We start from the raw sequence: 19851 nt of genomic DNA on the forward strand, positions 1-19851 counted from the left end.
GCAGTTTTATGAGGACCGGAGCGTGCGGATCTCCATCTTGGCGACGGCGCCATTCATTGGTTGACCGCTATGCCGGATACGTTTGTGTAAGACCCGAACGAGCCAGCTTCAACCCTCTTGCAAACGGGGCGGACCATACGTTTTTTATGGCTCAGTCCGAGCCCCCGCAGAACGCGCCAAACGGTGGCACGGTGCACGGCGATGCCGTGGGTTTTGTCCAGTTCGACCACCAATTCGTTGAGCGTGATCTCGCCCTTTTTGGTGACACGTGCCTTGAGCCAATCGGTTACGCCTGCCAGCTTCCCGTATCCGCCGCCATTGCCTTGCCGCTTGGCCGTCAACAACCCGGTCTCGCGTCGCAGCTTCACCAGATCGTTGACGAATTTGGGCGACACTCGAAAGTGCCGGGCCGCCTCGCGATGTCCGTGGCCTTCGTCCACATAGGCCACGACCCGCGTCCGAAGCTCCATTGGATGTGGCTTGCCCATCAGACCCCCCATACCTGCCTCAGCAGAAGGGAAGCACATCATAGGCAAGCCGGGAATCCTAAATCTCGATGCCCGCGGCACGCTCTAGAGCCTGCCGCCTGTCGCGATGATCTGCTCTTCGCTGGAGTGCAATCTCTTCAAGTCCGGTCGTCTTTCTTCGGCCGGACTCCAGCATTAGGTGGACAAGTTATCGGGGGTCACAGCAACCAACCTTAGTCCACAACAGCTTTCTCGCCCGCACGCGTGGCAAGTAGATTGCTAAGCCAGTCAGGGTCCATTTCCGGCGTTGAAGCCAGCAACAGTCTGGTGTAGTCGGCAAATGGCGGGCTCAGCACGTGGCTTTTGGGACCTGCCTCGATAATGTTTCCGGATTTGAGAACAACAACCTCATCCGCGACTGCCTGAACCAGACCTATGTCATGCGTGATCATGACATATGAAACTCCCAATTCTTGTTGAATCCGCATCAGCGTTTTCAGGATACCCTCGGCAACGACCTGATCCAATGCGCTGGTCACCTCGTCACAGATGATGACTTTGGGCGACGCGGCCAGTGCCCGCCCTATACATACGCGCTGCTTCTGGCCGCCCGATAGCTCATGCGGAAGGCGGTGGTACATCTTCTTTGGATCGAGTTCGAGCGTTTCAAGGATCTCGCACACCCGTTTCCGCAGCGCCTCACCCTTGAGGCCGAAATAAAGCCGCAGCGGGCGCCCGATGATATCTCCGATGCGCTGCCGGGGATTGAGCGCCTTGTCCGGATACTGGTGGATGATCTGTAGCGATTCCAGTTCTTTGCAGCTCCGCTTGGTCAGGCTGCCTGCCAGGCCTTTGCCCTCAAACTCGATCGCGCCCGAGACCGGAGGATGCAGCCCTGTTATCACGCGAGCCAGCGTACTTTTACCACTGCCCGACTCGCCGACAATCGCAACCGTCCGCGCCTTTGGGACGTCGAAAGTGATGTTGTTCAAAACCTTGAACTCGCCATAGGCCGCGCTCAGGTTCTTGATCTGCATGATTGGAGCATCGTCGCCGCGCGTGCGCTCTTCTATCCGGAAATTACGGATCGCCAAAAGCGATTTGGTATAATCTTCCTTTGGGTTCGCCAGCATCTCGCGGGTGGGCGCCTGCTCTACCAGACAGCCGTTTTTCATGACCATGATGCGGTCAGCCATCTGGGCCACAACGGCAAGGTCATGCGTAACATAAATGGCGGCCGTGCCGTAATGTTCGACAATCGAGCGGATCGACGCCAGCACGCCAACCTGCGTTGTCACATCAAGCGCAGTCGTCGGTTCGTCAAAGATAATCAGATCTGGCCGGCAAACCATCGCCATCGCGGTCATAGCACGCTGCAATTGCCCGCCAGACACCTGATGCGGGTAGCGAAAGACAATCTGCTGCGGATTGGGCAGCGTCATTTCGGTAAACAGGTCGTGCACCCGTTCGTCCGCTTCTTTGCCCGACATCAAATGGTGCTGCAGCGCGGTTTCAGCGCATTGGGCGCCCAGTTGAAAGGACGGATTGAAAGAAGCCGAGGCAGATTGCGCCACATAGGCAACCCGCACGCCACGCAGCTTTTCCAGCGACTTGCGGTCCATGCCGACAAGCTCCTGGCCGTCGAACCGGATTGAACCGCCGGTGATGGTACATCCAGGTTTCACGAAACCCGCCGCGGCCAGCCCAAGCGTCGACTTTCCTGCACCGGATTCACCGATAAGGCCCAGAACCTCGCCGCGCTTCAGTTCAAGATCCACGTCATGCAGGATCACGGACGAGCCAGCCTCGATACGCAGGGCGGAGATGTTCAAGAGTTGATTATCGCTCACAGCGCGCTCCCACGTCTGATTTTCGCAAGATACCAATCGACCACCAGATTGATCGCCACCGTCATCAGTGCGATCGCACCAGCCGGAAGCAGCGGAGTGATGTCACCAAAGGCGATCAGCGAGGCATTCTCACGAACGAGCGCACCCCAGTCGGCTGTGGGCGGTTGCAGGCCAAGGCCAAGGAACGAAAGCGAGCTGACAAAGAGGATTACAAAGCCCAAACGGAGGCCAAACTCTGCCAGCAGGTTCGGGAACGACACCGGCACGACTTCGCGGAACACAATCCAACCCAGTGATTCCCCGCGCAATTTCGCCACTTCGACGAAGTCCTGATCTACGATCGAGACGGAAAGTGAGCGCGCAAGCCGAAAGACCCGCGTCGATTCAAGGACACCGATGACGATGATCAGCGTAAGCGCCGACGAGCCGACAACCGTCAGGATCAGCAACGCAAAGATCAGCTGCGGAATGGCCATCATCAGGTCGTTGAACCGTCCCAGCACCGCATCGACCCAACCACCAAGCACAGCGGCCGACGTGCCCAGAGCGGAGCCGATAAGAAAGGCCAGACAGGTCGCCGCTACGGCCAGGCCGATCGTATTGCGGCCGCCATAGATCAGTCGGCTGAGAATATCACGACCGATAGCGTCAGTACCGAACACATGCTGCGCGGACCATGGTTCATAGGCCCCGCCCACGCTGGCGTTTTCACCATATGGCGCAATCCATGGAGCAAAAATCGCGGTAACGAGAATTGCGATGACGATCGTTGCACCGATAGCCGCAAGAACGGTTTCGAATGACGGCAATGACACGCCAGATTTACGAGCGAAGGTAGCTGTTTTATTTGGCATGCCGGAGCCGTGGGTTTGAGAGAACAATGAGGATGTCAGCCATTGCGTTGACCAGGATGTAAATCGCCGCAAAGATAAGACAGACCGCCTGAACGACAGGCATGTCGCGTTTCGTAACGGAATCGACAAGCAACTGACCAAGGCCGGGATAGACAAAGACGGTCTCGACGATGACCACGCCAACCACGAGGTAGGCAAGGTTGATGGCCGTTACGTTGATGATGGGCGCAAGTGCATTGGGAAGCGCGTGGACAAGCATGACCCGCGCGCGCGAGTTTCCTTTCATCTGGGCCATCTGAATATAATCCTCGCCCAGAACATTCAGGATCGATGATTTGGTGACGCGCATTATATAGGCGACAATCACAAGACCCAGTGACATCGCCGGAAGTACCAGGCGCTCGACATATTCGAATGCGCCCATTGACGGAGAAACCCGGGAAAGTGCCGGGAACCAAGCCAGATGGACCGCCATGAACACGACCAGAACATAAGCAACAAAATATTCCGGGAGTGAGACAACGGCGAGCGCCACGACGTTCGACGTGCGGTCAAAGATGCTTCCTTTGTACAAAGCACCCAGAAAGCCCAGAAGGTAACCCAGTGGAATTGCAATAATCGCCGTGAACCCCGCCAACAAAAGCGTGTTTTTAAGGCGGGCGGATATCAATTCTGAAACTTCCCGACCGGTAGCGATGGATTGACCAAGATCGCCCTGCAGCAATCCCCCAAGCCATCGAAAATAGCTGATATAGCCCGGCGTATCCAAGCCTAGCTGACTTCGCAATGCAGCGATATTCTCTGGCGTGGCCGACTGACCGAGGAGCTGCTGCGCAATGTCGCCTGGAAGAAAACGAACCGCTGCAAATACGATCACGGACACCAGGAAAAGCGTCACTATCGCCATGCACAAGCGGGTTAATATTAGATTTCTCATTGCGTTCACGTCTTGCTGTTTTGAGAGCAGGGTCCGCCTGATCTGGTCGGGTGGCGCTCTCTGTCCATCGGTTCTGTCTGGCTAGGGACCTGCCCGCAGGGAATGGCTCGCCTGCGGGCAAACTGATATGATCAGCTCAGCAACCAGACCCGTTCCGCCACACGCGCTCCCATCATGGTCCGCACGCCATCGGGCTCAGCGCCCTGAACTTCGGGGGCATAGGCGTCGATGATCGACGGCATCATGAAGATAGCAATGCCGCTGTCATCATGTGCGAGCTGCTGCATTTCATCATAGATCGCCTTACGCTTGTCGAAATCGTCGGTTAGACGGCCCTCAACAAGCAGCTTGTCGAACGTCTCGTTTTTCCAATGCGATTCGTTCCACGGAGCGTCGCTTTTGTAGAAGATCGAGAACATCATGTCCGGCGTCGGGCGGGTGCCGAAATAGGCGGCCATGAAATCGCTCTTGAGCCAGACATTCGACCAGTAGCCATCAGAAGGCTCTTTCTTGATCGTGATGTTCAGGCCTGCAGGTTTTGCCGACTCCTGCAAAAGTGCCGCCGAATCGACTGCGCCCGCGTAGGCGGCATCGCTAACCTGAAGCGTGAGGTCAAGGCTATCGAGGCCAGCCTTCTGCATGTAGAACTTGGCCTGTTCGGGGTCGTATTCTCGCTGCGAAATGGCGCTGTTGAAGAAGGGGTCATTCGACGGGATCGGGTTGTCGTTGCCAACCGTGCCGAATCCGCTGCCAATGAATTCGACCATCTTCTGACGATCAATAGCCAGCTTCATCGCCGTGCGGACATTGTTGTCAGCAAAAAGCCGCGATTGGCAGTTCATGTCCAACGAGTTCGCCGACCCACCTTCGGACACCACGATATTCATGTCCGATGCAGCCTGCAGACGCTTGACGATCTGCGCGTTGAGCTTTGAGACCGCATGAACTTCGCCGGTCATCAGAGCGTTCGCAGCCGCCGTGTCATCGTTGATGAAGACAAGATCGAACTTGTCGACGAATGCGCGGTCAGGCTTCCAATAGTTTTCATTTCGTTGCGTTTCCAGCACCACGCCTGGTTCGAAACGGACCAGCTTGTAGGGACCAGTGCCGACGAAGTTCGCGAAATCCGTGAAACCTTCCGGGATGATCACCAGATGGAAGTCGCCCATAACGATAGGCAGGTCCGGCGTGCCGGTTTTGTGGGTAATGACGACACCAAGGTCACCGTCAGCAACGACATCTGCGATGTCCGCCAGCAGACCGGCAGCAGCCGAAGTCGAGCCCTCTGCAAAGTGGCGCTTCAGCGAATAGACCACGTCAGCAGAGGTCAAAGGCTTGCCGTTATGGAAGGTTACACCGCTGCGAAGGGTGAACTTCCAACGCTTGAAGGTATCGCTTGCCTCCCAGCTTTCGGCCAGTTCGGGTATCGGCTTTTTGTCCTTGTCGATCTCGACAAGGCAATTGCCCAAGGTCAGGCCCGCCGTGAAAGTCGGGCTGTCGAAATAGGTCATCGGGTCAAGCGAGTCGGACGTGCTGCCCGGCGACATCGCCACCCGCAGCGTGCCGCCACGCTGAGGCGCTTCGGCCTGCGCACGCGCCGGACGAAAGCTTGCCGGCAGCATCAGGGATGCCGCAAGCAACGTGGTTCCCTGCATGAAACGGCGGCGTGAGGGGGCAAGTCTGTGCGATCCAGTCTTCATGTATGTCTCCCTGAGATATGAGCTACGATCTTGCTGCTAAGCGAGCTTCTTATTTTTTGTCCGGCACCGGCGTCTTTTTGCGAACCAGCACCATCCAGCGATTACCGCTTAAGGCCCAAAGTCACGCAAACAATCTTGCTTCAGGACGGCATCGATAATTCTAATGCGCAGGGCTTCGTGAGCGGCGACAAGCCATGGTTTCTTGCCTCATTCCGCGCGCCCACACTCCTCAGCCATTCTTTGCGGAGGTGGGCGGATCAATGGTAAGAGGTGGTCGCAGGAATTCGGACCAGTTGTTAAGCTTTGGCGATTGACGAAGGACTGATCCGCATGACGAAACGGAAGCGCTATTCGGCCGAGTTCAAGGCGAAGGTGGCGTTGGAAGCCAGACGTGAGGAACTGACGACGGCCGAACTGGCCAAGAAGTATGACATTCACCCGACCATGATCACGGGCTGGAAGAGAACCGCGATCGAGAACATGGCCTCGGCGTTTGACGGCAAGAACGCTGCTGAGCCGGCGATTTCCGCGGGTGAGGTCGAGAAGCTGCATGCCAAGATCGGCCAGCTGGTTGTGGAGCGGGATTTTTTGTCGGCAGCCTCCAGTCTCATTCTCGGCACTGGAGGCAAAAAGCGGTGAAGCAGGATCATCCTGATCTCAGCGTCCGACGGCAATGCAGCCTGCTGTCACTGGCGCGCTCCAGCCTTTATTACCAGCCACGTGGCGAAAGCGCCGAGAACCTGAAGTTCATGACCATCATCGACCGGCAGTTCCTCGAGACGCCGTGGTATGGCTCGCGGCAAATGGCGCGTCATATGCAACGGGAAGGGCATCGGTGCGGGCGGCATCGGGTCCGCCGGCTGATGAGGCTCATGCGACTTGTGCCGATCTATCAGGAGCCGAAAACCAGCAGGAAGCACCCCGAACACAAGATTTACCCTTACCTTCTCAAGGGTCTGGCCATCACCCGCCCCAATCAGGTCTGGTGCACCGATATCAGCTACATTCCCATGCGCCGGGGGTTTCTTTACCTGGTGGCCATCATGGACTGGCACAGCCGCAAGGTGCTCAGCTGGCGGCTCTCGAACTCCATGGACGCGAGCTTTTGCGTCGAGGCCCTGAAGGAGGCGCTGGCCCGATATGGGCCGCCCGAAATCTGCAACTCTGATCAGGGCTCGCAATTCACCAGCACCGAGTTCACCGCGGTGTTGCTGGACGCCAAGGTGAAGCTCTCCATGGACGGCCGCGGTCGCTGGATCGACAACCGGATGATCGAAAGGCTGTGGCGTTCCCTCAAATACGAATGCGTCTACCTGAACGCCTTCGAGACCGGCTCCGAGGCCCGCAAGGGGATCGGCGCCTGGATCACCTATTACAACGAAAAACGTCCGCACTCATCTCATGGGTTGCTGACGCCAGATGAGGCCTATGATACCGCCAACCAGAACCTGAAAGCCGCTGCCTGACAGGAAACCCATGCCAGAGCTTAGCTGAGCGGCAAACTGGTCGAAAATCCCGGACCCTCTCTGCCATCCTTTGCTCCTCTGACGGTTTTGGCCGAGCCATCAGGCATGAGATCACCAAGGTCCGGGTCGCCGAACCCGGAAGCGCGGGTCGAGATTGCCCTGAGAAATGGACGCCAACTTGTTGTGCCGGCCAATGTGGACCCGGAGGCGCTGGCCCGGCTCCTTTCCGTGGTAGATGAGCAATGATCGCGTTTCCGGCGGGCGTGAACGTCTGGATCGCAGGCGGCGTTACCGACATGCGACGCGGCATGGGCAGCTTGGCACTTCAAGTTCAGCAGGGGCTCGGGCGGGACCCATACACCGGGGAGATATTCTGCTTCCGGGGACGCCGCGGCGATCTGGTGAAATTGATATGGCATGATGGGGTCGGAATGTCCCTGTATGTGAAGCGACTCGAGGCAGGGAAGTTCATCTGGCCCTCGAGCGGATCGGGGGAAGCGGTTCAGGTATCAGCGGCGCAGATGGCCTATCTTCTCGACGGGATTGACTGGCGAAATCCGCGTTGGACACAAAGACCTGCAAAAGCTGGATAAAACCTCTCCATCTGGCGGTTTTGCGCAGGCTTTCCCCCGTCGGCATGGTAGGTTCCTGCCATGTCTGGGAGCGCCTCCGAACTTGAGCAACTGCGTGCCGCGCTCGCCGCCGCTGAAGGGCGTGCGGCGGTGGCGGAGGCCGATCTCGCACAGGCCCGCGCGGTGGTCTCGACCTCGGAAGCGATGATCGCGGGGCTCAAGCTTGAGATCGCGCTGCTCCGCCGGGACAAGTACGGCCGGAGCGCTGAACGTAGCGCCCGTCTCCTCGATCAGTTGGAATTGCAGCTCGAGGAACTGGTGGCCAATGCCGCCGAGGACAAGGTCCGGGCCGAGGAGGCAGTGGGGCAGACGGCTCATGTTGCCAGCTTCGAGCGACGCAAACCCGTGAAAAAGCCCTTCCCCGACCACCTGCCGCGCGAACGGGTGGTGGTTGACGCTCCGACGGCCTGCACCTGCTGTGGCTCCGATCGTATTGTGAAGATGGGGGAAGACATCACCGAGACCCTGGAGGTCATTCCTCGCCAATGGAAGGTGATCCAGACCGTCCGCGAGAAGTTCACCTGTCGGGCATGTGAAAAGATCAGCCAGCCCCCGGCACCGTTCCACCTCGTTCCGCGGGGGTGGGCTGGGCCCAGCCTTCTGGCGATGATCATCTTCGAAAAATATGGCCAGCATCAGCCCCTGAACCGTCAGGCCGAGCGGTATGCCCGGGAAGGTCTGGACCTGAGCCTCTCGACGCTGGCTGACCAGGTCGGTGCGGTGACGGCTTTGCTGGAACCTTTGCAGGCGCTGATCGAGGCACATGTTCTCGCGGCCGAGCGCCTTCATGGAGATGATACGACGGTACCGCTTCTTGCCCGTGGCGGCACGAAGACGGCGCGACTCTGGACCTATGTCCGGGATGATCGCCCATTCTCGGGCACCGCTCCGCCGGCCGTTGTCTTCAGGTTCTCCCGCGATCGGGCGGGCGAACATCCGCTTGGGCATTTGAAGGGCTGGCAGGGCATCCTGCAGGCTGACGCCTATGCCGGATACAACCAGCTCTACCAGGGTGATCGGAAGCCGGGTCCTGTTCTGCCCGCGCTCTGCTGGTCGCACGCACGCCGCAAGTTCTTCGAACTTGCCGACGTCGAGGGCAATATCCGCAAGGGCAAGTCAGTCAAGGAGATCTTGCCAATCGCCTTCGAAGCGGTGCAGCGCATCGATAAGCTGTTCGAAGTCGAGCGCGAGATCAGCGGTCTTGATGCCGCTGCGCGGCTGGAGGCGCGCCAGCGCCTTTCGGCACCGTTGGTCGTGGAACTGGAAACATGGCTGCGATCTGCGCGGGCACAGCTCTCAAAACATGCCAGGGTCGCCAAAGCGATCGACTACCTTCTGTCGACGGCGCATTGGCCCGGTTTTACCCGCTTCCTTCAGGACGGCCGGGTCTGCCTCAGTAACAATTCTGCCGAGCGTTCGCTGCGCGGTGTGGCTCTTGGCAGGAAGTCATGGCTCTTCACCGGCTCCGAGCGTGGTGGCCATCGCGCCGCCTTCATGTATTCCTTGGATCGGCAGCGCGAAGCTGAACGGCATCGATCCCCAAGCTTGGCTGGCCGATGTCATCGCCCGCATCTCCGACCTGCCGGTCTCACGGCTGCCCGAATTGCTGCCGTGGCACTGGAGCGCCGAAGACAGCCAAGTCAAGGCTGCCTGACCGCGGTCCCCGCCGTGGGCTTACGATCAATGCCGGCGCAGTGCCTTTAGGAGCGCTGACACCCCTCTGGTCACCGTCCCCACATGGCTTTCCAGCCATTATCTGGCCTCATGCGGCGGACAATGGAGATTTCTTGCCGCCCCGAAGGCTTGTCCAGCACAGTGGGTTAACTGTCGAACTGAAAGAGCCTGAAAATGATCGATCCGGCCAATATGTCGCGTGAACTTATCACGGATTTTCCCGTGACGGCAGAATGGATTGACCTGAATCGTCACTTGTCAGACATCGGCTATCATACGCTGTTTTCAAGAGCGGAAGGCGAATTCCACAGAAAGCTGGAAATCGACGACGAATATCGCGCGGCGACGCTGTGCAGCGTCTACACTGTGGAATCTCATATCACCTTCCTCAAGGAAATCCTTGAGGGGGACGCCGTTTCCATCTCTTTCCAGGTGCTCGACATCAGCAACAAAGCGGCGCACGTCCTGATGATGATGCGCAACAGTGAAGGCACCGTGTGTGCCTATCATGAATGCATGCTGCTGCACGTAAAGAAGTGGCCAACCGGGCCGAAGCCTTATCCCTTCGGCCGCTACCAGCTGGCCAATCTGGTCCATGTGTTCAGCAAGGACAAAGAACTGGCGCGGCCCGCTCGTGCCGGAACACGAATCGCCATCCGTCGAGAGACGGAGGGGACGGACAGCAGCGACTGATCCGGTAAGCTCTTATAAATATGGGAGACATGAATTGAAAATCCTTGTGACGGTCAAACGTGTCGTGGACTTCAATGTGAAGGTTCGCGTGGCGAGTGACGGATCCGGAATCGACCTCACAAACGTGAAGATGTCGATGAACCCCTTCGACGAGATTTCCATCGAAGAGGCGTTGCGCCTGAAAGAAGCCGGCCTGGCTTCGGAAGTCGTGGTCGTTTCGGTCGGCCCGGCCAAGGCCGAAGAAACGCTGCGCACGGCCCTGGCGATGGGTGCGGACCGCGCCATTCTGGTCGAGACGAACGATGTTGTGGAGCCGCTCGCGGTCGCCAAGATCGTCAAGGCTGTCGCCGAGCAGGAGGAACCTGGGCTGATCGTCGTCGGCAAGCAGGCAATCGACGACGACTGCAACCAGACAGGGCAGATGCTGTCGGCTTTGCTGGGCTGGTCGCAAGGCACTTTCGCCTCGAAAGTATCGCTGGAGGGTGGCAAGGCGACTGTCACCCGAGAGGTTGATAGCGGCCTGCAGACGATATCACTGAAACTGCCGGCCGTGATCACTGCCGATTTGCGCCTGAACGAGCCGCGTTACGCATCTCTGCCCAACATCATGAAGGCCAAGAAAAAACCGCTTGAGAAAAAGAGCCCGGCCGATTTTGGCATCGACACGGCGGCTCGCGTCAAAGTGCTGAACACCGAAGAGCCGGAAGGCCGCAAAGGCGGTGTGAAGGTAAAATCGGTCGCCGAGCTTGTTGAAAAGCTCAGGACCGAAGCAGGCGTTCTGTAAGCACTTGAGGAGATTCCCGATATGACAACCCTGATTCTTGCAGATCACGATGGCGTAGCCCTTTCTGATCAAACCGCAAAAGTCGTTACTGCCGCGGCCAAAGTCGGTGCCGATGTGCATGTTCTGGTCAGCGGCGAAGACGTGGCAGAGATCGCGTCGCAGGCCGCCGCGCTTTCGGGCGTGGCCAAGGTCCTGGTGGCTGATGCCCCCGAACTGGCCAACAGCCTTGCAGAGCCGCTTTCGGCCCTGATCGTATCGCTTGGTGGCGATTACGACGTTTTCATCGCAGCTGCGACGGCGGTCGGGAAAAGTGTGATGCCGCGCGTCGCGGCGCTGCTGGACGTTTCGCAGGTCTCTGAAATCACGGATGTTGTCTCCTCGGACACGTTCAAGCGCCCGATTTACGCAGGCAATGCCATTCAGACCGTACAGGTGAGCGAGCCGAAAACTGTCCTGACCGTGCGCACAACGTCTTTCACGCCTGCCTCCCTGGGCGGAACTGCTGCCGTCGAGACCATTTCGACGGCAGCGATTTCCTCTGATCTGTCTGCGTTCGTATCGAACGACCTGTCGGAATCCGAACGTCCTGAACTGACATCGGCCAAGATCATCGTGTCTGGCGGGCGCGGCGTCGGATCAGAAGAAAACTTCCAGTCTGTCATCATGCCCGTCGCCGATAAGCTAGCTGCGGCGGTCGGCGCGTCGCGCGCTGCTGTCGATTCGGGTTTCGCCCCCAATGATTGGCAGGTTGGACAAACCGGCAAGGTTGTCGCGCCTGATCTTTACATCGCATGCGGCATCTCCGGCGCGATCCAGCACCTTGCGGGGATGAAGGACTCAAAGGTCATTGTTGCGATCAATAATGACGAAGAGGCACCCATTTTCCAGGTCGCCGACTACGGCCTCGTAGGCGATCTCTTTGTCGCCCTGCCTGAACTCGAAAAGGCTCTCTGAAGCTTACTATAATGCCGTGCCCTCGCTTCTTCAGGGGGCGCGGCAAACACGCCAAGTGTTTTTTGAAAACGCGGCTGCTTCCGGAAGCGCAGACCTTCCGAGGCCTACGGAACTCATGGAACGTCGACAGACAGGCCGCCGCTGATCGGTCCTCTTCACTGTCACTCTCTGTTAGGGATAGATGTCACATTCCGCGAGATTGTAGACGCGTTTCCTGAACAGCTCGGGTCTGTGACGTTGCCAGTCCTTGAGAGCGCCGATGGGTGTTCGGGCGTTCAGGGCTGATTGCGGGAGCTGCGTGTTGTAGAGGTGGACATATCGCAGGATGGTCTGCTCCAGGTCCTCGCCGCTGTGGAAGCGATGGCTCTGCAGGACATCCTCTATCCGGCCGTTGAAGCGCTCGACCATTCCGTTGGTCTGCGGGTGCATCGGGGGCGCGAGGCGGTGCTCGATGCCAAGTTCGGCGCAGAGCAGGTCGAACTCGTGCTGGCCGGTGGCAGCGCGCTTGCGCAGGCCGAACAGGCGGTCGGTGAAAGCCTTGCCGTTGTCCGTCAGCACGCGGGTGATCTTCATCGGTGCGGCACGCTCAAGGTCCCGGAGGAACCTCCGCGCGTTGGCCGCGGTCTGCGCCGGGTAGATGCGCACAAAGACCCATCGGGTCGCCCGGTCGATGGCCACGAAGAGATAGCGGCGGCGATCCTCGTCGGCCATCTGCGGCAGATACTTGATGTCGATGTGCAGGTAACCGGGCTCATAGGCCTTGAAGCTGTCGTGCGCGGGCTTCGGCTCCCGGGGCTTCAACGCCTGCAGGTTTCCCACCCCATGGCGACGCAGGCAGCGGTCGAGGCCCGAACGCGAGACGTGCGGATTGAGGAACTCGCGCACGACCGCGAGCAGGTCGTCGAGCGGTAAGAGAAGCGCCCTTCGCAGCGCCACCGCGACGGCCTCCTGGGCAGGCGTCAATGTCGTCTGAAGCCGGTGCGGCGTGTGGCTGCGGTCGTGGACGTCATCGCGGCTGCGCCACTTCCACACCGTCTGCTCGGAGATCCCGTAGCGCTCTGCCACCAGCCATGCCGGTTCGCTGCTCGCCTGGATCGCGGCCCGGATCTTTGGCGTCGTGGTCGCCTGCTTGTGCAGAGAAATCAGCATCCTCCCACCCCCTCCCGAACCTCGCGCAGGATCGACCTTGCCGTGAAAAAGGAAGACCGGCGAAGGTCTATGTGATCATCCGGGATGGAACAGATAGATGTTCTTTGCCGCTTTATCTTCGAATGCAGCCAAACTCATGCAGAAAAAAAACTTAATCATGTGTCATCGTCGGATCTTCTCAATAGCATCGGCCTCAACACCTCTTGCCGCAGGAGCCATAGTGAAATGACCGAGCCTCGCTTTTATAATCGCGACATGGAGACTATGTCTCGCGACGAACTTGACGCGATGCAACTCCAGAAGCTTCTTGCGATGCTGGATTATGTTTCGAAGACAAACCCGTTTTACGCCAACCACTGGAAAGAGGCTGGGACCGACGTATCGAAAGTCAAATCTTTCGACGATTTTCGCATGGTGCCGATGATTGAAAAATCACATATCGTCGCCGATCAGGAAGCCCACCCTCCGTTCGGCACGCGCTCCGGCAGCATCAACGACAATCTTGGACGCACCGATCTTTACACTACCAGCGGGACAAGTGGCCAGGGCAAAGAACTGCACGCTTGCAGCCTGCGTGAACTGAAGGCGATGGAAGAGCTCTATCGTTACGGTATGGCATGGGCCGGAATGAAGCCTGGCGATATCGTGCTGTTGACGCTGCCGATCACCATGCTCGCGGGCGGCCGGGTAGAGTATCAGGGCGCGGTCGCCGCCGACCTGACTGTGCTGCCCGTCGGCAACTACGACGCGGAAACCAAAGTTGACCACATCCGCCGGTTCAATCCCAAAGCATTGTTTGGCAGCACCTCGTATTTCGGGACGCTGGCAACCGTGATGGGCGAGGAAGCGCGCAAAAGCGGCGTCAACACGCTGCTGACCGGGCTTGAAGGTGCGAGCCTGCCCTTCCTTAACTCGATCGAGGAAATGTGGGGAGCAAAGGCCTATGACCGCTTCGGTTGCGCAAGTATGCGTGCCGACTTTATGTGGTCTGACGAAAGCGGCGTTGGAAAGGCCGGCGCTCCCGGCTCTCTGCTGAATGTCGATCCCTATGTTCTGATGGAGGTTGTCGATCCCGAAACCGGTATTCCGGTGGCAGATGGCGAGTTTGGTGAGCTGGTCATCACAAGCCTGTATCATTTTGACAATCCGGTCGTGCGCAACCGCGTCCGCGACGGCGCTGTCTTTCAGAAAGGCGGACGCAAGGGCTCGGTTCGAAATTTCCACGGCGTGGAAATGGCGTCGATCAGCCGAATTGATGACGTGAAGAAGGTCAAGGGAATCAACATCTACCCGCAGGCTGTTGACGACCTCGTCTTTTCTTGGCCGGAAATCGAGCAATATGAGGTTATCCTGACCCGCACCGAATCATTCGCTGATGTGGCGAATTTGCGGCTGCAATTACGCTCTGGCGCATCAGATGCTTCGACAGATCAGATTATTGCTCGTGCCCAGACTGCGGTAAAGAGTCGTCTTGGCATTAACTTTAAGATTGAGATTGTTCCAAATATCGAGGTGAGTGACTATAAAGCTCGCCGCTGGAAAGATCTGCGCTAGCTGGACCTGGGCCTGTTCTGGTCAGGTGCTCATGTTAGACGACCCTGCTCTCAAAAGACCACTGGTGACCTTACAGGGGCTATGGCTGAAAATGGGTGATGGAGCCTGAGAAGGCGGCGTATCGTGGCGGGTGCTGAAGCCTGCCAGAACCTCCCGAAGGAGCGATACGCCATGAACGACAATACCACGATCAGCCCGCTTCACCAGCCTGGTTCGATCGTTGACCCGCTAACCGAGATTGCCCGTGAGGGCGCACGCCAGATGCTGGCCGCCGCACTGAAGGCCGAGGCGGCCAACTTTGTTGCCCGCTTTGCGGACAAGCGGCTGTCCGATGGCCGTCAGCGCGTTGTTCATCACGGGACCGGGCCGGAGCGGACGATCCAGACGGGGATCGGGCCGCTCGCCGTGAAACGGCACAAGGTCCGCGACCGCGCTGCCGTGGGAGCGGAGAAGAGGATCCGCTTCACCTCCAACATCCTGCCACGGTGGGCGCGGCGCTCCCGCAGTCTCGATGCGCTGCTGCCGGTGCTTTACCTGCGTGGCGTGTCCATGGGCGACTTTCAGGAGGCGCTGACGGCGCTGCTGGGACCGGATGCCCCGAACCTGTCACCTGGTGTGATCTCGCGGCTGACGGCAGGTTGGCAGCAGGATTACGACCGCTGGCAGCGCCGCGACCTTTCGGCACGCCGCTATGTCTACATCTGGGCCGACGGCGTCTACCTTCAGGCCCGTATGGAGCCGCAAGCCGAGTGCATGCTGGTGGTCCTCGGGGCTACACCCGAAGGAAAGAAGGAACTCGTCGGTTTCCAGGTCGGGGTGCGCGAGAGCGCGCAAAGCTGGCGCGAGCTGCTGGTCGATCTCAAGGCCCGCGGCCTTGCCGTGCCGCCGGAACTGGCTGTCGGCGATGGCGCCTTGGGCTTCTGGAAGGCCATGGATGAGGTCTTTCCTGGCACCCGCCATCAACGCTGCTGGTTTCACAAGATGGCGAATGTGCTCAATTGCTTCCCCAAATCCATGCAGCCCGCTGTCACCGCCGATCTGCGCGAGATCTCCCATGCCGCAACCCGCGCCTCGGCATTGGCGGCCATCGAGATCTTCAAGGAAAAATACGCCGCCAAATACCAGCGTGGCGTCTCCTGCCTGACCAAGGACAACGAGGCCTTGCTAGCATTCTACGACTTCCCGGCCGAACACTGGGAGCATCTGCGCACCTCGAACCCCACTGAAAGTGTCTTTGCCACCGTCCGACATCGCACTGTCCGCACCAAGGGCGCACTGTCCCAGAAAACCGCAAAGCTGATGGTCTTCACCCTGGTCCGGGCCGCATCGAAGAAGTGGCGCAAGCTCAACGGCACAAACCAGTTGCCACACGTCATCGAAGGCGTCAGATTTACCGACGGGGTCGTCGCTGACGATGCCAACCAAAGCCGCGCCGCCTGATCAAGTCGCGTCACCCAAATTTATCCATAGCTCGAACCGAAAATACTCCGAACAGAGTAGCCACTGCCCTGCAGTTGTTTCCGCACCCCTTCTGGGAGTGCGGGCCAGTTGTGCTGTCCCGCCCAGCCTATGCCGTGCGCAAAGATTCGCCGTTCCGATCGCTTCGTGTCAGACCAGACCGCTGATGCTCCGAACCGACAACTCTGCCCGGCCGTGCATTAGATTAAATCATAGATGAGAAAGGCAGATTTTCTTGCCACCCCACCCCAAACCCATCCCAGTATAGGGCGATGACAAGTCGACCTTTCCGCAGGGCCTTTAGAAGACGGCAAGGTGGATGCGGAATCACGTCATGGCCGCATCTGATCGGAGAAAGCGTTGAGCAACGACCTTCAAGTCACAAAAATTCTCACTGAATACGCCGTCACAACCCGGTTCGAGCAATATCCCAAAGATGTCACTGAGCGAGCGAAGCGATTTATCATCGATACGATCGCTTGCGCGTTCGGCGGGGCGCCCACCGCATTGGGTCAGGCGATGCTCAGCACCATGTCAGCGTCCGGTGAAACTGGGCCACACACGATCATCGGCGAAACTGCCGGATTTGGCGCCGCGACCGCTGCGCTTTTGAACGGCACAAATGCAAATTCACTTGATTTTGACGAAACGCTGGAGGGGATCGGGCATCCAAGCGCCAGCGTCATCCCCGCCGCCCTTGCCGCAGGTGAACTGCGTGGCAGCAACGGCAAGGACCTCATTACTGCTATTCTGACCGGATATGACGTCGGAAACCGCATCGGCAAGGCAATCCAACCCAGCTATGAACGCTTGCAGCAGGTCTGGAACGTCGGAACCTGGCAAACAATGGGTGCGGCAGCCGCCGCGGCACGGATCCTCAATCTCGATCTGCTTCAGACCCAGCATGCTTACGGCATCGCGGGCGCGACGGCGCCACTGCCGAATACCCAGAAATGGGGGTGGGAGCTTGAGGAACGCCCAATTCACTGGGTCAAGGAGCCGACGGGCTGGGCGGCTTGGACGGGAACGACCGCTGCGCTGCTTGCCGAAAAAGGGTTTGTAGGCAACCGGTTCATTCTGGACGGCCCAAAGGGATTCTGGATCATGGCCGGCTCGGATCAATGCGACTTTGACACAATGGTTGCCGGACTGGGCGAGCGCTTTTCGGTGATGGACCTCAGCATGAAGGCTTATCCGTGTTGTCGCTGGCAGCACTCAGCGCTGGATTGCGTCGATGCCATCATCACAGCGAACACTCTGCGTGCAGAAGACATCGCATCGGTCGACATCTACTCGTTCGATTGGGTGCAGGCCTTCGAGGTCTATGGTCCGAAAGACATGGTCGATGCCGAGTTCAGCCTGCCCTATTCGGTCACGATGCTGTTGCACCGCATCATCCGCGGCGCAGCATGGTTCGCGCCGGACACGCTGCACAATCCTCTTCTGACCGAATATTCCCGTCGCGTTCGCGTTCATACGGATTCCGGGATGAACACACTTTATCATACCAAGGGCGATATCGGCGCGCGCGTCAAGATAACGACCCACTCCGGGCAAGAGTTGGAGGAGAGCAGCACCTGCCCAAGCGGAAGCCCGTCGAAATTCATGTCTGACCAGGTGATATATGAAAAATTCCGCGCTCTTGTCGAGCCGGTTCTGGGCAAAAACTGTCAGGTGCTTCTCGATCAGCTGACAGATCTGGAGAGCGTCGGAAATCTCTCCGATCTTACAGCGCTAATGCGGATGAAGACCTGATCCACCCAACATAAAGAGAAAATGATGGCGAGCATCATTGATGGTAAGGCTTTTTCGGCCAATCTGCGCGCGGCGATAGCTGACCATGTTCAGCGGTTGAAACAGGAAAACGGCATCACTCCTGGGCTTGCGGTTGTTCTGGTGGGCGAGGATCCGGCCTCGGAGGTCTATGTCCGGAACAAGGGGATCCAGACCCGCGAAGCTGGGATGAATTCGTGGGCGCACAAGCTGGAGGCCTCAGTCTCGCAGGAGGAGCTCCTGGCGGTGATAGAGCGGTTGAATGCCGATCCGGCGGTGCATGGTATCCTGGTGCAGCTGCCGCTGCCCGGCCATATGGACGCCGAGGCGGTGGTCAATGCCATCGACCCGAAAAAGGACGTGGACGGCTTTCATATTCTGAACGTGGGCCTTCTGGGCACCGGGCAGAAGTCGATGGTGCCCTGCACGCCGCTGGGCTGCCTCTTAATGCTGCGCGACCGGCTGGGCGATCTCTCGGGGCTGAACGCGGTGGTGGTCGGGCGCAGCAATATCGTCGGCAAGCCGAAGGCACAGCTGCTTCTGGCCGAGAATTGCACCGTCACCATCGCGCATTCGCGCTCGCGCGATCTGGCGGCGATCTGCCGCGGCGCCGACATCCTGATCGCGGCGGTGGGCCGGCCGCGGATGATCACCGGCGACTGGGTGAAACCCGGCGCCACGGTGATCGACGTCGGCATCAACCGCATCGAGGAGAACGGCAAGACCCGGCTGGTCGGCGACGTTGACTTCGAGAGCGCCGTGCAGGTCGCCGGCGCCATCACCCCGGTGCCGGGCGGGGTCGGGCCGATGACCATCGCCTGCCTTCTGGCCAATACGCTGACCGCCTGCTGCCGCGCGAACGGGCTGCCCGATCCCGAACTGGAGTCAAGCTGATCGCGACAGGGGGCTCTGCCCCCCACGCCCTTGCCGGGCGTTCCCCCGGGATATTTGAACACGAAAGAAGCCGGGGCCAAGCCCCCCGCAGAACGACAGTGGAGAGCCTGATGACCAAATACTGCCTGACCGTCACCTGCCCGACCCAGCGCGGCATCGTGGCCGCCATCTCGACCTATCTGGCCGGGAAGGGCTGCAACATCACCGACTCGAGCCAGTTCGACGATACCGTGACCGGCCGGTTCTTCATGCGTGTCAGCTTCAGCTCGGAGGAGGGGCTGGGACTGGCCGAGCTGGAGGGCGATTTCGCCGAAACTGCCGACAGCTTCGGCATGGTGGCAAAATTCCATGACGAGGCCGAAAAGATGAAGGTCATCATCATGGTCAGCCGCTTTGGCCATTGCCTGAACGACCTTCTGTACCGCTGGCGCATCGGCGCGCTGCCGATCGACATCGTGGCGGTGATCAGCAACCACATGGAGTATCAGAAGGTCGTGGTGAACCACGACATCCCCTTCCACTGCATCAAGGTCACCAAGGAGAACAAGCCGCAGGCCGAGGCCGAGCAGATGCGCATCGTGCGCGACACCGGTGCGGAACTGATCGTGCTGGCGCGCTATATGCAGGTGCTCTCGGACGAGATGTGCAAGGCGATGTCGGGCCGGATCATCAACATCCACCACTCGTTCCTGCCGTCGTTCAAGGGGGCGAACCCCTATAAGCAGGCCTATGAGCGCGGGGTGAAGCTGATCGGCGCGACCTCGCATTATGTCACGGCGGATCTGGACGAGGGCCCGATCATCGAGCAGGACATCATCCGCGTCACCCACGCCCAGTCGCCCGAGGATTACGTCTCATTGGGCCGCGATGTCGAAAGCCAGGTGCTGGCCCGCGCCATCCATGCCCATATCCACAAGCGCGTCTTCATGAACGGCAACAAGACCGTCGTCTTCCCGCCGTCGCCGGGAAGCTATGCAAGCGAAAAAATGGGCTGAAACGGAAAGTCAGCCCT

17 protein-coding genes are annotated in these 19851 nt (G+C 59.0%); 11 read left to right on the top strand and 6 right to left on the bottom strand.

The annotated features are described in order from the left end of the window. Positions 1-53: 53 nt before the first annotated feature. The 5 genes from FIU66_RS16335 to FIU66_RS16355 all read right to left on the bottom strand — a co-directional run bounded on the left by FIU66_RS16335 (position 54) and on the right by FIU66_RS16355 (position 5808). Positions 54-449 carry a hypothetical protein gene (locus FIU66_RS16335; RefSeq protein ID WP_240544831.1) on the bottom strand — a complete coding sequence of 132 codons (396 nt, stop codon included), beginning with the start codon at positions 447-449 and terminating at the stop codon, positions 54-56. A gap of 251 nt (positions 450-700) precedes the next feature. After that, positions 701-2317, bottom strand: a complete 1617-nt coding sequence (locus FIU66_RS16340) for an ABC transporter ATP-binding protein (RefSeq protein ID WP_167623962.1) — start codon at positions 2315-2317, stop codon at positions 701-703. Next, entirely contained in the window at positions 2314-3171 is an 858-nt protein-coding gene (locus FIU66_RS16345; RefSeq protein WP_167623963.1) for an ABC transporter permease, read from the bottom strand. Before FIU66_RS16345 ends, FIU66_RS16340 begins: the two co-directional genes overlap by 4 nt. Then, positions 3161-4117, bottom strand: a complete 957-nt coding sequence (locus tag FIU66_RS16350) for an ABC transporter permease (protein WP_167623964.1) — start codon at positions 4115-4117, stop codon at positions 3161-3163. Before FIU66_RS16350 ends, FIU66_RS16345 begins: the two co-directional genes overlap by 11 nt. A gap of 122 nt (positions 4118-4239) precedes the next feature. Then, on the bottom strand, positions 4240-5808 hold the full coding sequence (locus FIU66_RS16355; protein WP_167623965.1) for an ABC transporter substrate-binding protein: 1569 nt from the start codon (positions 5806-5808) through the stop codon (positions 4240-4242). 330 nt (positions 5809-6138) lie between these two features. Here FIU66_RS16355 and FIU66_RS16360 point away from each other — a divergent pair. The 6 genes from FIU66_RS16360 (at position 6139) to FIU66_RS16385 (ending at position 12011) form a co-directional block, all read left to right on the top strand. Beyond that, positions 6139-7274, top strand: a protein-coding gene (locus tag FIU66_RS16360; RefSeq protein WP_167623966.1) for an IS3 family transposase whose coding sequence is annotated in 2 segments (ribosomal slippage) — positions 6139-6403 and positions 6403-7274 — 1137 coding nt in all. Because the reading frame shifts where the segments join, the coding sequence is not laid out codon by codon here. Positions 7275-7582: 308 nt separating this feature from the next. Continuing rightward, positions 7583-7867, top strand: coding sequence for an IS66 family insertion sequence element accessory protein TnpB (tnpB, locus tag FIU66_RS16365; protein WP_370528987.1), 285 nt, complete (start codon positions 7583-7585; stop codon positions 7865-7867). A 60-nt stretch (positions 7868-7927) separates the two neighbouring features. After that, positions 7928-9560, top strand: a protein-coding gene (locus FIU66_RS16370; protein WP_167623968.1) for an IS66 family transposase whose coding sequence is annotated in 2 segments (ribosomal slippage) — positions 7928-9412 and positions 9414-9560 — 1632 coding nt in all. Because the reading frame shifts where the segments join, the coding sequence is not laid out codon by codon here. Positions 9561-9754: 194 nt separating this feature from the next. Beyond that, positions 9755-10273, top strand: coding sequence for a thioesterase family protein (locus FIU66_RS16375; RefSeq protein ID WP_167623969.1), 519 nt, complete (start codon positions 9755-9757; stop codon positions 10271-10273). A gap of 34 nt (positions 10274-10307) precedes the next feature. Next, entirely contained in the window at positions 10308-11057 is a 750-nt protein-coding gene (locus tag FIU66_RS16380; RefSeq protein ID WP_167623970.1) for an electron transfer flavoprotein subunit beta/FixA family protein, read from the top strand. A gap of 21 nt (positions 11058-11078) precedes the next feature. Then, positions 11079-12011 (top strand): electron transfer flavoprotein subunit alpha/FixB family protein, encoded by a 933-nt coding sequence (locus FIU66_RS16385; RefSeq protein WP_167623971.1) that lies wholly within the window; start codon positions 11079-11081, stop codon positions 12009-12011. Between the two features lie 171 nt (positions 12012-12182). On the opposite strand, the gene FIU66_RS16390 is transcribed toward FIU66_RS16385, so the two are convergent. Next, positions 12183-13160, bottom strand: a complete 978-nt coding sequence (locus FIU66_RS16390; protein WP_167623972.1) for an IS481 family transposase — start codon at positions 13158-13160, stop codon at positions 12183-12185. An 84-nt stretch (positions 13161-13244) separates the two neighbouring features. On the opposite strand from FIU66_RS16390, the gene FIU66_RS16395 reads away from it, so the two are divergent. The 5 genes from FIU66_RS16395 (at position 13245) to purU (ending at position 19834) form a co-directional block, all read left to right on the top strand. After that, complete coding sequence (locus tag FIU66_RS16395; protein WP_167623973.1) at positions 13245-14714, top strand: phenylacetate--CoA ligase family protein; 1470 nt, start codon at positions 13245-13247, stop codon at positions 14712-14714. Positions 14715-14885: 171 nt separating this feature from the next. After that, positions 14886-16154: an IS256 family transposase gene (locus FIU66_RS16400; protein ID WP_167623953.1), complete on the top strand. Its 1269-nt coding sequence runs from the start codon at positions 14886-14888 to the stop codon at positions 16152-16154. A gap of 378 nt (positions 16155-16532) precedes the next feature. Further along, positions 16533-17927 carry an MmgE/PrpD family protein gene (locus tag FIU66_RS16405; protein ID WP_167623974.1) on the top strand — a complete coding sequence of 465 codons (1395 nt, stop codon included), beginning with the start codon at positions 16533-16535 and terminating at the stop codon, positions 17925-17927. A gap of 21 nt (positions 17928-17948) precedes the next feature. Further along, positions 17949-18839, top strand: coding sequence for a bifunctional methylenetetrahydrofolate dehydrogenase/methenyltetrahydrofolate cyclohydrolase FolD (folD, locus tag FIU66_RS16410; RefSeq protein WP_167623975.1), 891 nt, complete (start codon positions 17949-17951; stop codon positions 18837-18839). Between the two features lie 110 nt (positions 18840-18949). Then, positions 18950-19834 (top strand): formyltetrahydrofolate deformylase, encoded by an 885-nt coding sequence (gene purU, locus FIU66_RS16415; protein ID WP_167623976.1) that lies wholly within the window; start codon positions 18950-18952, stop codon positions 19832-19834. Positions 19835-19851 lie beyond the last annotated feature (17 nt).

This window comes from Paracoccus sp. AK26 (assembly GCF_011801365.1).
GTDB classification, from domain to species: domain Bacteria; phylum Pseudomonadota; class Alphaproteobacteria; order Rhodobacterales; family Rhodobacteraceae; genus Paracoccus; species Paracoccus aerius.